Source organism: Mycobacterium sp. NGS57 (genome assembly GCF_059812405.1).
In genome coordinates, this window is sequence record NZ_JCALCP010000012.1 from 69298 (window position 1) to 83456 (window position 14159).

Sequence of the window (14159 nt, forward strand, 5' to 3'; positions counted from 1 at the left end):
GATCGTAGGCTGTCGCTCATGACCTCCGGGCGCCTGTTGCTGGGCGCGACCCCCCTGGGCCAGCCGTCGGACGCCTCGCCCCGCCTGCTCGACGCACTGGCCCGCGCCGACGTGATCGCCGCCGAGGACACCCGCCGGCTGCGGACCCTGGCGAAGGCGCTCGACGTCGAGATCACCGCCCGGGTGGTCAGCCTGTACGACCGGGTCGAGGCCGCGCGGGTGCCCGCGCTCCTCGACGCGATGACGGCCGGGGCGACGGTGGTGGTGGTCAGCGACGCCGGGATGCCGTTGATCAGCGACCCGGGCTATCGGTTGGTGGAGGCGTGCGTGGCGGCCGGGGTTGCGGTGACGTGTCTGCCCGGGCCGTCGGCGGTGACGACGGCCTTGGCCGTGTCCGGCCTGCCGTCGGAGCGGTTCTGCTTCGAGGGCTTCGCCCCGCGCCGCAAGGCCGCGCGGCGCACGTGGTTGGCCTCGCTGGCCGACGAGCGGCGCACGTGTGTGTTCTTCGAGTCGCCGCGCCGGTTGGCCGCGTGCCTGCGCGATGCCGCGGAGGAGCTCGGCGGCGAACGCCGCGCGGTGGTTTGCCGGGAGCTGACCAAGGTGCACGAGCAGGTGCTGCGCGGGTCGCTCGACGAGCTGGCCTCATGGGCGGACGAGGGGGTGCTCGGCGAGGTCACCGTGGTGTTGGCGGGCGCAACGCCGCGCGCCGACCTGCCCGCCCTGGTTGCCGAGGTGGAGAACTTGGTCGCGGGCGGGGTGCGCGTCAAGGACGCCTGTAGCGAGGTGGCCGCGGCGCATCCGGACGTGCGCACGCGCCAGCTCTACGACGAGGTGCTGCAGCTGCGCCGCGAGTGAATCAGGGCGTGCAAGCCTTGAAGGGACCGATTCCGGGGGTGCACACCTGCGGGTGCGGCGGCAGGGCCGGCAGCGGGGGCGGCCCAGCGGGAAGCGGCGGGAGCGGGGGCAGCGCCGGGAGCGCGGGCGGGGCCGCCGGCAACGGGGGCAGCGCCGGGAGCGCGGGCGGGGCCGCCGGCAACGGGGGCAGCGCCGGTGCCGCCGGAAGCGGGGGCAGCGCCGGTGCCGGGGGCAGGCCCGCCGGAAGCGGGGGCAGTGCCGGGGCCGCCGGCAGGCCCGCCGGCAGCGCGGGCAGTGGCGGGAGGGCCACGTGCGAAGCGGCCGCCGTCACCGCCGGGATAGCGGCCGCCGCCCCCGGAACGGCCGCGGCCGCGGCCGGGATGGCCGCCGCGGAGGGAATGTTCAATCCGGGGATGGCGACCATGCCCGGGATCGCGGGCACACCCAAACTGAAGTTGGCCGGCAGCAGGCCCGCATTCTTGAGATAGACCAGCGCGATGGCCGCGGTGCTCAGCGAGGCCACGGCCCCGGTTCCGATGCCCACGACGCTGCCGCCGACGCCCACGACGCCCTGCACGACCGACAGGGCCACGGCCGCGGAGTTCGGGATGGACGCGGCGGCCGGCAGCCCGGCCATGGCGGGCAGCACGAGCGCGGGGTCGGGCAGTCCGCCCAGGTCAGCGGGGAGGCCCACGCCGGGCACGCCGACGCCCGGCACGCCCACGCCGGGCGCACCGCCGCCGATACCCGGTGAGCCGCCCCCCATCCCGGGTGCCGCGGCGACGGCCGCGGGCCCTCCGGGTGCGGGTGGCGCGGGCGGGGCTATGACGTTGGCGGCGTCGGAAAACGGGGTGCCGGGTCCTCCGGACTGGGCGGAGGGTACGGTCTCCGCCGCCGGCGGCGGCGCGGGCTTCTCGGGCATGATGACCGACGCCACTTTCTCGCAGACGGCGCCGTTGCCGCAGCCCCCCGGGACGGGAAGGGGCGTGCTGACCGAGGTCAGCGGCGTAACCGCCAGCGTTCCGCCCACGAAGGCGGACGCCGCGGCGCCCAAAATGGCGATTCTCATGACTGCCCCCTCCGGCGGTCGACTCGCGTGCGGCGCGGTCAATCCATGAAGCTTAGGCGGCCGCGGCACGCGGCGCTGGGCGTTAGCCGAAATTCATCGGCCGCAGACTCTGGCATTGCCGGCTAACCGACCGGGGCCGCGGCCGCGACGGGCGGCACCCCGACGATCGGCGCGGCCTTGTGCAGGCACTCCTCCCATTCGGCGTCGGGATCGGAATCGGCGGTGATCCCGCCGCCGACGCCCAGCACGGCGCTGCCGTCGGCGCGGAACTCGACGGTGCGGATCGCGACGTTCAGCTCGCACCCGGCGATCGGGGAGGCCAAACCGACTGTGCCGCAATAGATTCCACGGCTGTTGTGTTCCCACTGCGAAATGAGCTGCCGGGCGCGGTGTTTGGGGGTGCCGGTAACCGAGGCGGGCGGGAACGCGGCGTCCAGCAGATCCGACGTCGGGAGTTCGGGGGGCACCCGCGCCGAGACCGAGGAAACCAGGTGCCACACGCCGGGGGCGCGCCGCACGACCAGCAGCTCCGGCACGGTGACGGTGCCCACGACCGCGACCCGGCCGAGGTCATTGCGGACCAGGTCCACGATCATGATGTTTTCGGCGACGTCCTTGGCCGACGCCCGCAGCGCCGACGGCCAGGCGTCCAGCGGCAGCGTGCCCTTGATCGGGCTGGATGTCACCGCCGCCCCGCGACGGCGCAGGAAAAGTTCCGGCGACAGCGACGCCACCGCCCCCCACGGCCCCGCCAGGTAAGCGGCCCGGGCCGGGGCCGTCCTGGCGACGCCGTCGACGAAGAAATCCAGCGGCGCCCCGCTGACCGATCCGGTGAATTGCGTGCATACGCAGGCCTGATAGACCTCGCCGGCGCGGATCGCCTCCAGGCAGGCCAGGACCCCGTCCCGGTGCGCCGCCCGGTCGGCGGCGCCCCAGTCGATCCGCCAGTCGCGCGCCGGTGCCGGACCTGCGGCCAGGGCCGCGGCCAGCCAGCCGGGCAGCGGCGCCCCGGAGAGGCTTTCGTACCACCACTGCCCGCCGCGGTCGCGGCGCAGGATGCAGTCGGTCCAGCCCCCGGCGGCCTCGGGGATCCGGTTCGGCAGCCCGTCGGCGCCGGGATCGGGGTAGGACAGGTAACCGACCCATCCGCCCCCCACCGCATCGGTGTCCCGCGCCGGCGCGGCCTGCCGGGCCGCGAACGCGTCGGCGGCATCCACCGGCCGCGCCGACACGCTGGGCGCGATCACCGCCAGCGACCCGAACCAGTCGCCGGTCAGCGCGGCGGGCGGCGGCAGGCCGAGCCCGTCGGCGGCGTCGCCGACGGCGCGCAGCACCCCGGGCGCGGCGCCCAGGTCGCCCAGCCGCTCGATTCGCACCGCCCCAGTCTGCCGCTCAGCCCCGGCTGATGTCGCGGGCGGTGGCAAGCGCCGCCAGCTTGTGCGGGTTGCGCATCACGTAGAAGTTGGTGATCTTGTCGTCGGCGATCTCCACGGTGATCACCCCTTCGAGCTGTTCGCCGAGGTAGAGCAACACCGCCGGGGCGCTGTTGCAGGTCACCATGTCCAGCCGCAGCGGGCCCATCTCCGCGGCCCGGCGCACCAGCCCGGAGATCGCCCGGGCCACCCTCTCGGCGCCGACGACGGGCCGGCGGGCGGCGCTGACGATGCCGCCGCTGTCGGCCGTCCAGGTCGCGTCGGGGGCCAGCATCGTCATCAGCGCCTCCACATCGCCGTCGGCCGCCGTGGCCAGGAACCGGGCGGTGATCTCGGCGTTGCGTTCGGGGTCCACGGTCTCGAAGCGCTTTCGGCGCGCCCGCACGTGTTCGCGCGCGCGGTGGGCGACCTGACGCACGGTCGGCGCCGGTTTGCCGACCGCCTCGGCGATCTCGCCGTAGTCGAAGCCGAACACCTCGCGCAGCACGAACACCGCCCGCTCGTCGGGGCTCAGCGTCTCCAGCAGGACCAGCATCGCCATCGAAACCGATTCCGCCAGAACGACATCGGCCGACGGGTCCTGGTCGTCGAGCAGCAGCGGCTCGGGCAGCCACGGCCCCACGTAGTCCTCGCGGCGGCGGGCGCCGGCGCGCAGCGCGTTGAGCGCCTGCCGGGTGACCAGCTGGGCCAGATAGGACTTGGTGTCGCGCACGCCCGCCAGGTCCACGCCCGCCCACCGCAGGTAGCTGTCCTGCAGCACGTCGTCGGCCTCGGTCGCCGAGCCGAGGATCTCGTAGGCGATGGTGAACAGCAGCGGCCGCAGCAGCGTGAACCGTTCGGCGTGCTCGCTGCCGGCACTCCTGGGAGTCACGGAGGTCACGGCACCGCGGGCCGCGGGTCGGCGGCCGGCTCCACCGGCCGGGCGCCGCCCTTGAACCAGAAGTACGTGCCGGGCCTGGCCGCCTCACGGCGGATGGCCCACAGCGTGCCCTTGCAGACCGCCTCCTTGACCGGCGCCGCCGGGCGGCCGCCGAGGGCGACGTTGACCGGGGTGTCGTCGGCGCGGGCGAACTGCAGGGTGGCGTGCGAGCGGCCCAGGCTGATGCATTGCCCGGCGAAGGCCTGGTTGATCGCCGCGGGCGCGGCCCCGCCGATACGGCTGAGCACGGTGTTGGCGGCCTGCACGCCCAACGGGCCGGCAGCCTGGCAGCTCATCCGCAGCGGCCGGCCCGACGGCGCGGCCGCGTCGCCCGCGGCGACGATGCGCCCGTCGTCGATGCTGGTCAGCGTCTCGTCGGTGAGCAGCCGGCCCAGCGCGTCGGTGCTCAGCCCGCTGCGCGCGGCCAGGTCCGGCACGGAGAAACCCGCCGTCCACACCGTCGCCGCGCTGGGCAGCACGGACCCGTCGGCGAGCACCACCGAGTCCCAGCGCACCGCGGCGACGGCCCCGGATTCCAGCACGTCCACCCCGAGCTTGCGCAATTGCTTGCCCACCGAACGGCGGCCCCGGTTGCTCAGCGAGGGGCCGAGAATGCCGCCGCAAACCAGGGTCACCGCGCGTCCCTGCTCGCCGAGTTCGGCGGCCGTTTCGATGCCGGTCAGGCCGCCGCCGACGACCGTGACGGGCGCGGCCGGCGGCAGGTCCGCCAGGGCGTAGCGCAGCCGCTGTGCGCTTTCCAGGTCGGCCACCGAGTGCGCGTACTCCGCGGCGCCGGGCACCGCGTCCGGCACCGCGCCGGTGCTGCCGACGGCGTAGATCAGGTAGTCGTAGTCCAGGACGGCGCCCGAGCCCAGCGCCAGGCGCCGGTCGGCGGCCTCGATGCGCTCGACGGTGTCGACGACCAGCGCGATCCCGTCGCCCAGCAGGGTCTCGTAGTCGGCGACCGCGGCGCCGGTGTCGGCGGCCAGCTGGTGCAGACGAATCCGCTCGACGAACACGGGGCGCGCATTGACCAGGGTGATGGCCACAGTGTCGGGGCGCTGGCGCAGGTGGTTGGCGGCCAGGGTGCCGGAGTATCCGCCGCCGACGACGACGACACGGGTTCTTGGGGAGGCCAGCTCGGTCATTTGTTGTCTCCTCTCATCGGGCTCGTGCCCTAAAGACACCGCAGCCCGACCGGGCGTGACAGGGAGGCGCTGTGAGTTGGCTCACCCGCGGCGGCCCTCAGCGGGCCCTGGGAGGAAGACGAAGTTGTTGACGTAGACGCCGTGGGCGGCCCACCCGTCCTCGCGGCCGCCGATGTTGGCCGGGTCCTGGTGGCGGGCCGCGTCGAACTCTTCGACCGGGCGCCGGGCGTCGCCGTCGTCGAAGTAGCCGTGGTAGCCGAGCCCGGTCAGCAACTCGGTGATCGCGGCGACGGCGTCGGGGTGGTGGCGCTCCTCGGCCTCCACCAGGACCGCGGGCCGGTTGCGCGCGAGTGTGTCTGTCGCACCGCGCAATACGGCCAACTCGTGGCCCTCGACGTCGATCTTGACCAGGCCGACGCCGTCCAGCCCCAGATCGTCGAGCCGCTTGACCGGCACGTCGATGCTCTGGATCGCGCCGCCGGTGTCACCGAGGGCGCTGTCGAGGGTGTTGGCGGTGTCGATCGTGCTGCGGCCGGGGTCGGATTCCACCACCCGCATGGTCGTGACGCCGGGCTGGTCCGAGAGCGCGACGGCTTCCACCCGCACCGCGGCGCCGACCGCGTCGAACATCGCCGTCAGATCGCGGGCCTGGGCCGGCCGGGGTTCGAACGCGATCACCGACCGCGACGACGCCAGCATCGCGATCGTGAACTCGCCGACGTCGGCCCCGATGTCCAGCGAGACCCGGTCGGAATCGCACAGCGAGGCCACCAATTGCACGTCCGGTCGCGATTCGCCGAGGCGTTGCAGGATGCCGTATTTGCGCCGCCAGAACAGCCGCGGCGCCAACGTCTTTGCCGCCGGCGCGAGCCAGCGTTTGGCCGTGCGTGCGACCGGCATCTGCGGTGGTCTCCTGTCCTGGTGGGAGCGGTATGAGCGGCGCTGAGCCGGGTCGCACATGTTACGCTTCGCTGCGATTCGTGACCTGCCCCGGGCCGAATACAATCAAGCAAAACCGCTAGACGATTTCCTGATTGGGCCCCCCGGAAAGGCCGAGCCCAGCCGGACCTGTGCCCCTCGGAGGATTCCATGCCTCGCAGCCTGGATCTCGTCGTCACCTCCGTGGCCACCCAGCTGATGGAGGCCACGGGATCGACGGCGACCCGGGTGAGCGAACGGGTGCTCGCCCAGCTCGTCGAGCAGTTCGACCTCGACGCCAGCTTCCTGCGCCACCACGACCACGACATCCGCGCTTCGGTGCTGGTCGCGGAGTGGCCGCCGCGCACCGACGTTCCCGACCCGGACCCGCTGGCCGTCGTCCACTTCACCAGCGCCGACCCCGTGCTCGCCCAGTGCGAACACGGTCGCAAGCCGGTCGTGATCCGCCCCGAGCAGACCAACCGCGCGCTGGCGCGCCGGCTCGGGGCGGCCAAGCATCCCACGTCGCCGTCGGTGGCCGCCGCACCGCTCGTCTCCGGCGAGATCACCACGGGCGTCCTCGGTTTCGTCAAGAACGGCGCGCGTAAGTGGAAGCAAGAAGAGATCAACACGCTGGAGGCGGTCGCCGCCCTGTTCGCGCAGCTGCAAGCCCGCATCGCGGCCGAAGAGAAGCTGCGCTACCTCGCCGAGCACGACGACCTGACCGGCCTGTACAACCGGCGGGCGCTGGTGGCGCACCTGGCCGAGCGGCTCGCGCCGGGCAGCCCCGGACCGGTCGCCGTGCTGTACCTCGATTTGGACCGGCTCAAGCCGATCAACGATTACCTCGGCCACACCGCGGGCGACTGGTTCATCCGCGTGTTCGCGCAACGCATTCGGGTGTGCGCGGGCAGCCAGAGCATGATCGCGCGGCTGGGCGGCGACGAGTTCGTGGTGATCCCGGACCCGCCGATGTCGACGGGCACCGCGGAGTCGTTCGCGCGGCGGCTGGGGGCCATGCTGCGCGAGCGGCTGGCCATCGGCGGGCACATGATCACCCGCACCGTGAGCATCGGGCTGGCGGTGGGCATGCCCGGGCGCGACAACAGCACCGATCTGCTGCGGCGGGCCGACGAGGCCGTGCTGACCGCCAAGCGCGGCGGCGGCAACCAGGTCGCGCTGTCCACCGACGACATGTCACTGAAAAGCGCCTTCCGCAACGACATCGAGCTGCATCTGCAGGGCGACATCGACAGCGAGGCTCTGCTGCTGCACTACCTGCCCGAGGTCGACCTGTGGACCGGCGCGATCGTGGCGGCCGAGGCGCTGGTGCGCTGGCGGCACCCGATCTGGGGTCTGCTGCTGCCGGACTCGTTCATCGGGGTGGCCGAGTCGACCAACCTCGCCGGGGAACTGGGCCGGTGGGTGATGCGCAGCGCCTGCGCGGAATTCAGCCGATGGCGGGCCAATGGCATTGGCCAGAGCGCGATTTTGCGCATCAACGTCTCCCCGATCCAATTGATCACCCGCGGTTTCGTGCGCAGCGTCGCCGACACCATCGAGGAGTTCGGCATCGACGGCGGGTCGGTGTGCCTGGAGATCACCGAGCGGGCCGTGGTGCACGACATCGAAACCACCCGCAAGACCCTGGCCGAGCTCAAGGAGGTCGGGGTCCAGATCGCCATCGACGACTTCGGCACCGGCTACGCGGTGCTGTCACACCTGAAGTCGCTGCCGGTCGACATGCTCAAGATCGACACCGGGTTCGTCCGCGACCTGGGCACCAACGCCGGCGATTTGGCCATCGTCCGGGCGATCATCGGACTGGCCGAGGCGTTCGGCCTGCAGTTGGTTGCCGAGGGAGTCGAAACCCCCGCCGCCGCACTGACTTTGATGCAGCACGGGTGTCACCGCGCACAGGGGTTCCTGCTGTCGCGGCCGGTGCCCGGCAACGCGATGGAGGCGCTGCTGTCCGCGCGGTGGATGCCGATGCCGTTCCTCGCCGACCGCGAGGCGCTGTCGTTAGGTGCGATCTAGCCCAGTGACGATGCTTCGTTCATTAAAAAAGGGTCCCGTGGCCGTCCTCGCGTGCACGGCGCTGCTGCTGAACGGGTGCGGCGGCCACCCCGACCCGGGCCCGCTGTCGACGATGGTGTTTCCGGCCATCCCCGCCACCGTTCAGGAGATCCCCAGCCCGCTGCGCGGCCAGTACGAGGACTTGCTGATTCCGCTGTTCCCGCAAGGCAATCCGGCCCAGCAGCGGTATCCGGCCTGGCCCGCCTCCTACGACGCCAGCCTGCGTGTCTCGTGGCGGCAGTTGCAGCCCGTCGACCCGCACACCCTGCCGCCGGATGCCCCCGACGATCGCAAGTTCGACTTCGGCGTGATCGACGACGCGCTGACCAAGCTGGCCGCCCGCAACATGCGGCTGACGCTGCGGGTGCTGGCTTACAACTCGTGCTGCAACGCCTCGTATCCGAACAACACGAACCTTGCCGTGCCCGATTGGGTACGCGCCGCTCCCGGCGCCACCACCGACTTTTCGTCGCCGCCGAACAGCCCGACGCCCGGGGTGACGCAGGTGGTGCCCAACTGGAACAACCCCACCTACCTCAATGCGTTCGGGGATCTGCTGGCCGCGCTGGGCCGCCGCTACGACGGCGACGAGCGGCTCAGCGTGTTCGAGTTCTCCGGGTACGGGGACTTCAGCGAGAACCACGTCGCCTATCTGCGTGACGTGTTGGGGGCGCCCGGTCCGGCGCCCGACGAGAGCGAGGCGATGCTGGGTTACTACAGCCAGTTTCGCGATCAAAGCATCAACAAGCCGTCCATCCGGCAGCTGGTCGACGCGAACGTCGGCGCCTTCCCCCGCACCCAATTGGTGGTCACCCCGCAGAATCCGGAGATCGTGCGCGAGCTGCTGGCCGACGACGTGACCAACAAACTGTCCGCGCCGGTGGGCATTCGCTCGGACTGCCTCGGGGTCCAGGCGCCCCTGCCCGCGTGGGCGGAGACCAACGAGTCGCATTACGTGCGGGCCAACGACGCCGTCGTCAACGCGATCAAGCAACGGATGGCCGCCGCGCCGGTGATCACCGAGTGGTGCCAGCTGCCCGGCGGCACCGACCCGCGGTCCTACTACGAAAAGGGTTTGCACGACGTCGTCAGGTACCACGTGTCGATGACGTCGAGCGCCAACTTCGCCGACCGCGACTCCAACTCGTCGATGGACCCGAAGCTGTTTCTGCTGTGGGCGCAGGCCAATACCGCGGCGGGCTACCGGTATTCGGTCGAGACGCGCCCGGGCTCCCATTCGATACAGGGGAAGGTGGCCACCATCTCCGCCGTCTGGACCAACTATGGTTCGGCGGCCGCGACCGAGCACTGGGCGCCCGGCTACAAACTGGTCGACTTCGCCGGGGCGGTGGTGCGCAGCCTGCCCGCGACGGTCAACCTCAAGACGCTGGTGCACGACGACACCGCCGCCGCGCGCGAGGAGCCGGTCCCGGCGTCGTCGACGGAGACCGTGCGCATCGACCTTGCGGGACTGGCGCCGGGGCACTACACGCTGCGCGCGACGGTGGACTGGCAGCAGCACAAGCCGAACGCGTCACACGTGGTGAACTACGCGCCGATGGCGCTGGCGCGCGACGGGCGCGACGGGGCGGGCCTGTATCCGATTGCGACGCTTGATATCCCGCGCGACTGGACGACGTCAGCCAACGGCCAGTGACTTGTGGCACCCGGCCAGGGCGGTCCACAGACCGGCCAGCGACCCGTGCCAGCGCGTCAGCCCGAAGTCGGCGGCGCGGCCGCGCGCGGCGGTGCCCAGCCGGGCGCGTAGCCGCTCGTCGGTCGTCAGGGTGGTGAGTGCGCCGGCGATCTGCTGTGGGGCACCCGGTGGCACCACCACGCCGGTGACGCCGTCGCCGATGACCTCGCCGATGCTGCCGACCGTCGTGGTCACCGGCGCCAACCCGTAGGCCATGGCCTCCAACAACGCCATCGGCAGGCCCTCGTCGCGGCTGGGCAGCAGGAAAACGTGTGCGGCGCGCAGCAATTCGTCGCGGGCCGCCGGGTCGAGCCAGCCGGCCACGTGAATCGTCTCGCGAAGGCCGGCCGCGGCCACCGCGGCGCGCACCCCGTCGACCTCGCCGTCGCCGGCCAGGGTCACGCGCAGCCGGGAGCGGACCGCCGGTTCGAGCGCGCCCACGGCCGCGACGATGTCGTAGCTGCCCTTGCGAACCCCCATGCGGCCCAGCGCGACCGCATGCACCCGCTCGGCGCCCGATTGGGGCACCGGGGCCTCCGGGATGCGAACGGCGTTGTGCAGCACGCTGATTTGGCCGTCGGCCAACCGCAGCCGGCTCGCATACTCCTCGACGTGGCGCTCGCCCAGCACCAGCCAGTGGTCGGCGACCAGCATGCGGCGCACCGCCGCCCGCGTGGCCGTCGGCAGCCGGTCGAACCAGCCACCGAAGTCGAAGCTGTGCCCGTGCACCACCGCCGGCACGCTCGCCCGGCGCGCCGCCCACAGCGGCACCGCCTTGCGCAGCACGCTGCCGCCGTGGGCCAGGTTCACGTGCAGCACGTCGGCGCGACCGCACAGCAGCAGCCAACTGGCGCAGAGCATTCCGCGCACGCCCACCGCCAGCTTCACCCACCGCGACCGGTCCACGTAGGTGGGCACCACCGTGACGCGGATCCGTTCGTCCGGGTGCGCCGCCAGCAACGCGGCCACCGTCGCCATGCCGCCGCGGCTGTGGTCCGCGGCCGGCGCCGGCCCCACCACCAGCACCCGCACGGGCGCGGCGCTCACCGCGCCGCCCCCACCGGCAGCCGGGCGTGAGCCGGCGCGCGGGCGGGCGCGGCGGGCTCCGAAACGCCCGGCCGCTGCCGCAGGCGGGCGAAGGCCGACGCCGCACCCAGCGCCAGGCCGAGGGTCAGCGAGTTGGCCGGGTCCTCGGGCAGCGGGTCGACGATGCACATCACCAACAGCCCGACGCTGACCGCCGCGGCGACCTTCGCCGGCGCCGAGGCGCTGCGCAGCGCCCGGGCCAGCGGCGTGAGCGCGAACGCCGCGAATGCGGCCATGCCGGCCGCCCCGGCCTTGACCAGCCACCACAGGTAGAAATTGTGCGCGTAGGTGGTGCCCAGCGTGTTGGTGAACTCGTCGGGATCGTTGCCGAACGGCTGCTGATAGGCGTAACCGAGGCCGTGCCCGAACAGCGGCGCCCGGGCGATCGCGCGATCGAGGTTGCCGTCCTCGGCCAGCCGCGCCAGCGTCGAGGAGTCGGCGGCGAGCGCCTGCTTCGACACGCCGCCCAGCACGCGGTGGCTGAACCCGGCGATCTGGTTGCCGAGCCATTCCCCGGCCGTCGAGTGCTGCAGCAAGAACAGCGCGAGGGGCACGGCCACCGCCAGGATCGCCGCGCCGGCGATGGTCAGCCTGACGGTCCGGCGCAGCGATGACCAGCTCAGGGTGACCAGGAAGGCCACGAGCGCGGCCACGCCCACACAGATCAGGGTGTTACGGGAGAACGCGAGCATCGAAATGATCAGGGCGGGTGGCCCGTACACGAGAAACGTCACGGGCCGGACCCGGCCGACGATGCCCGCGGCGACCAGCACGGTCAGCACGGCGATGGACGGGGTCAGGGTGTTGGTGATGATCCGGGTGGCGGCGGCGCCCGCCGTCGCGTCCAGGCTCTCCGCCCGGCCGGCGAGGCGGATGACGTGCAGCGAACACAGCACGGCGAGCGCCGCCGATATCCACAGCGTCGCCGCGACCGCATGCATCACGCCCTTGAGGTATCCGCCGTACACGATCAACACCGCGAGGATGAACCCGGCGACCATCTCGAGCAGGAAGGTCGCCTCGTGGATGATCGAGCGGGGGTTGTGCCCGGTCGCGAACCCGACGGCGGTGAAGTACACCACGACCGAGGCGAACATCAGCGGCAACGCGAAGTCGGACCACCGGGGCCGCACGAGCGGGATCAGGAAGCAGATCGCCAGGAACAGCGGCACGTGGTGGCCGTAGATCGCCACCGGCCCAATGACTTTCCCGGGCGGCAGGCCCTGGGGCAGCGACGCGAAGGCCAAAAACAGCCCAAGCCAGATCATGGTCTCGCGCTTCGTCCAGTACACGATCACGCAGAACGTCACGCCGATCAGCATCACGCCCTGGGTGGTGTTGCGCACCGACAGCACGCCGAAAACGAAGCACCCCAACGCGAATACCGTCAGGATGGCCCCGGACAGCGCCAGGCGGTGCCGGCTCCGCAGGTACAGGATCACGCCGGGCGGCCCACCTTGGCCCGGTAGGTCCGCGCCGACGCTCTGGCATGGCGGGGCATCTTGGCGTCGGTCAGCACGGTGCCGACGACGTCGGCGCCCGCCGCGCGCAACGCGGTCAACGCGTCGCGCAGTTCGTCCTCGGTGGTGCGCCCGGCCCGCACGACCAACACCGTGGCCTGCACGGCGCACGCCAGCAGGCCGGAGTCGGCCGTCGCCAGCACGGGCGGACCGTCGACCACGGTTCGGTCGAAGACGGCCGAGACGTCGTGCAGCACCCTGTCGAGCACCTCCGGCAGGTAGGCGCTGCTGGGCAGCGTTTCCCGCCGGACGGCTCGCGCCGCCAGCACGAAGAGCCGCGGAATCGACGTCGGCTTCACGGCTTCCGTCGCGATGGCGGGATCGGCCAGCGCGTTGCCCAGCCCCTCGCCGGAGTCGACCTTGAGCAGGCCGGCGATTACCGGCCGGCGCGTATCGCCCTCGACCAGCAGGGCCTCCTCGCCGGATTCGGCGAACGCCCGCGCCAGGTTCACCGCCGTCGTCGTCGTCCCCTCCCCGCCGAACGGCGATGTCAGCAGGACGCGGCGCGTTCCCGGCTCCATCGCCCGCAGCAGGCGCGCGCGCAGGCCACGAACCGCGTCGTCGAACGAGATGTTCGTGCCGAATCGCGGTGCGGTGCCGCGCTTTCCGGGCAGTTCGGCCAGGGTCGGCAATTCCGAGAGCCGTTCGAGCTTCGCACGGTCACGCACGGTGCGATCGGCGGCCTCCCGCGTCAGGGCCACACCGGTCCCCAGAAGCAGTCCGGCGGCAAGGCCCATCGCCATGTTTCGCGCCGGCACCGGCTTGATGGGGCTGTCCGGGACGCCGGGCTGCTCGATCACGGTGGCCCTGGCCACGGGCAGCGACGGGGACGGCTGCGGGGGCAGCCCGGTCGGGGCCACCTGCGGCGGCGCCTGCGGGTCCGGCAGCGGCGGCGTCTCGGCGCCGGGCGACGTCGCGGGCTGGCCGTCGGTGTCCTGCGGCGCCTGGGGGGCGGGGGCCTGCGGCGGTCCGCTGCTCACCAGCGCGACCGGGTCCCGCGGGGTCACGCCGAGCGTGCCGACCATCCCGGCGAACGTGTCGGCCATCGCTTTGGCCAGTGCCGCGGCACGATTGGGATCGGTGTCGGTGACCGAGATGGTGAACAGCGTCGACTTGGCGGTGTAGTCCACGTGCGTCTCGCTCGCCAGGAGGTCCGCGCTGACCGGCAGGTGGAACTGCTTGACCGCGCGCTCGGCCACGGCGTGCCCGCCGGCGATCGCCGCGTAGGACGACAGCCGCTCCTGGACGGCCTGCGTCCCGGAGTACACCTGGGCCAGGTCGGTCTCCCCGGAGAACGAGATGAGCACGGTGGCCGCCGATTGGTAGCTCTTGGTCTGGAACGCGGTGACGGCCGCGGCCCCGGCCAGACAGGCCAGCAGCGCGCCGGCGAACAGCTTCCAGTGCGCCACCAAAGTTCGAACGAACGTACGGAAATCCAT

At 72.4% G+C, this 14159-nt stretch carries 11 protein-coding genes; 3 read left to right on the top strand and 8 right to left on the bottom strand.

The window, feature by feature from the left end; genetic code table 11:
* The first annotated feature begins 18 nt into the window (after positions 1–18).
* Entirely contained in the window at positions 19–855 is an 837-nt protein-coding gene (rsmI, locus tag AC5Y43_RS21470) for a 16S rRNA (cytidine(1402)-2'-O)-methyltransferase (protein WP_499975804.1), read from the top strand.
* A gap of 1 nt (position 856) precedes the next feature.
* On the opposite strand, the gene AC5Y43_RS21475 is transcribed toward rsmI, so the two are convergent.
* From AC5Y43_RS21475 to AC5Y43_RS21495, 5 genes are all read right to left on the bottom strand, one after another.
* Positions 857–1924 (bottom strand): hypothetical protein, encoded by a 1068-nt coding sequence (locus AC5Y43_RS21475; protein ID WP_499975805.1) that lies wholly within the window; start codon positions 1922–1924, stop codon positions 857–859.
* A gap of 122 nt (positions 1925–2046) precedes the next feature.
* Positions 2047–3300: an aminodeoxychorismate synthase component I gene (locus AC5Y43_RS21480; RefSeq protein ID WP_499975807.1), complete on the bottom strand. Its 1254-nt coding sequence runs from the start codon at positions 3298–3300 to the stop codon at positions 2047–2049.
* A 16-nt stretch (positions 3301–3316) separates the two neighbouring features.
* Positions 3317–4228: an RNA polymerase sigma-70 factor gene (locus AC5Y43_RS21485; RefSeq protein ID WP_499975808.1), complete on the bottom strand. Its 912-nt coding sequence runs from the start codon at positions 4226–4228 to the stop codon at positions 3317–3319.
* A 5-nt stretch (positions 4229–4233) separates the two neighbouring features.
* The gene (locus tag AC5Y43_RS21490) at positions 4234–5424 is read right to left on the bottom strand and encodes an NAD(P)/FAD-dependent oxidoreductase (RefSeq protein WP_499975810.1); all 1191 of its coding nucleotides are present in this window, start codon (positions 5422–5424) and stop codon (positions 4234–4236) included.
* A gap of 81 nt (positions 5425–5505) precedes the next feature.
* Positions 5506–6324, bottom strand: coding sequence for an FkbM family methyltransferase (locus tag AC5Y43_RS21495; protein WP_499975812.1), 819 nt, complete (start codon positions 6322–6324; stop codon positions 5506–5508).
* Positions 6325–6513: 189 nt separating this feature from the next.
* On the opposite strand from AC5Y43_RS21495, the gene AC5Y43_RS21500 reads away from it, so the two are divergent.
* Together AC5Y43_RS21500 and AC5Y43_RS21505 are read left to right on the top strand one after the other, a co-directional pair.
* The gene (locus AC5Y43_RS21500) at positions 6514–8379 is read left to right on the top strand and encodes a putative bifunctional diguanylate cyclase/phosphodiesterase (protein WP_499975814.1); all 1866 of its coding nucleotides are present in this window, start codon (positions 6514–6516) and stop codon (positions 8377–8379) included.
* Positions 8380–8389: 10 nt separating this feature from the next.
* On the top strand, positions 8390–10075 hold the full coding sequence (locus AC5Y43_RS21505; RefSeq protein WP_499975816.1) for a hypothetical protein: 1686 nt from the start codon (positions 8390–8392) through the stop codon (positions 10073–10075).
* Here AC5Y43_RS21505 and AC5Y43_RS21510 read toward each other — a convergent pair.
* Genes AC5Y43_RS21510 through AC5Y43_RS21520 form a run of 3 tightly spaced genes read right to left on the bottom strand, consistent with a single transcriptional unit; the run spans position 10058 to position 14159 of the window.
* Positions 10058–11161, bottom strand: a complete 1104-nt coding sequence (locus tag AC5Y43_RS21510) for a glycosyltransferase family 4 protein (RefSeq protein ID WP_499975820.1) — start codon at positions 11159–11161, stop codon at positions 10058–10060. The two genes, AC5Y43_RS21505 and AC5Y43_RS21510, sit on opposite strands and share 18 nt — an antisense overlap.
* Entirely contained in the window at positions 11158–12642 is a 1485-nt protein-coding gene (locus AC5Y43_RS21515) for an O-antigen ligase family protein (RefSeq protein ID WP_499975822.1), read from the bottom strand. The genes AC5Y43_RS21510 and AC5Y43_RS21515 overlap by 4 nt, the downstream gene beginning before the upstream one ends.
* Positions 12639–14159 (bottom strand): tyrosine-protein kinase domain-containing protein, encoded by a 1521-nt coding sequence (locus AC5Y43_RS21520; RefSeq protein ID WP_499975824.1) that lies wholly within the window; start codon positions 14157–14159, stop codon positions 12639–12641. Before AC5Y43_RS21520 ends, AC5Y43_RS21515 begins: the two co-directional genes overlap by 4 nt.